The 747-nt window shown below is 71.8% G+C and carries 1 protein-coding gene and 1 pseudogene; one reads left to right on the top strand and one right to left on the bottom strand.

The genetic code is table 11. The features are described 5' to 3' along the window. The first annotated feature begins 101 nt into the window (after positions 1-101). Entirely contained in the window at positions 102-311 is a 210-nt protein-coding gene (locus U9977_RS23465) for a hypothetical protein (protein ID WP_322751453.1), read from the top strand. A 107-nt stretch (positions 312-418) separates the two neighbouring features. Here the strand turns inward: U9977_RS23465 and U9977_RS23470 are convergent. Next, positions 419-747, bottom strand: a pseudogene (locus tag U9977_RS23470) (hypothetical protein); the annotation flags it as partial.

Raw genomic sequence — 747 nt, forward strand, 5'->3', positions numbered from 1 at the left:
TTGGTTGCGAATATTGGCGCGGTCGGTGCGGTCTCTGCCCGTGCCGACCGGCCTGTTGACGGCGGCGCTCGAGCTGCTGACGGCCATCGCCGCGGACACCGATGCACGCTGGCCTCGACCCGCACCTCGCAGGTGCAGGTCGAGGCGCGGGACCATCCAACATCGGTAACTACCTGGCGGGCCTGGGCATCCCGGCAACCGCCGGCTTCGGGGTGGCCTACGAGGGGATGCACGCCGCTTACTACGCCGCGGTGCTCACGCTGCTGCGCTCAGCGCCGGGCTTTGTCACTGACTGTGTGGTGTGCGGGTGACCAGCCGCTGACCCATCACCGTGAGGACCACGATGCCCACAACGGCTGCTGAGATCGGGCGCGGCACAGCACGACGGAGGCGCTCGCAGGAGATCGCCCTCAACAGATCACTGGCCCGTCGGCGGGTTCGCGCCGGTCGAGCGGGTAAGCCCGACCGGAAGGTCTGCGTCGTCGAGCAGGCCGGCGTCGAGCGCGCGCTGGATGTGGCCGGCCAGCGCCCGGGCGGTCGCGGGTTCGTCGGCGACAGCTCCCGACCCGACCATGCCCGACCCGACCATGCCCGACCCGACCATGCCCGACCCGACCATGCCCGACCCGACCATGCCCGACCCGACCATGCCCGACCCGGGCGTGCCGGTCCAGGCCGAAAGGCGGGCGAGCGCCGCGGGCAGGCCGGTGAGTAGGCAGGCCGCCACGGTCGCGTGTCTGGAGACCA

This window comes from Protofrankia sp. Cas8 (genome assembly GCF_963555845.1).
Lineage (GTDB): Bacteria > Actinomycetota > Actinomycetes > Frankiales > Frankiaceae > Protofrankia.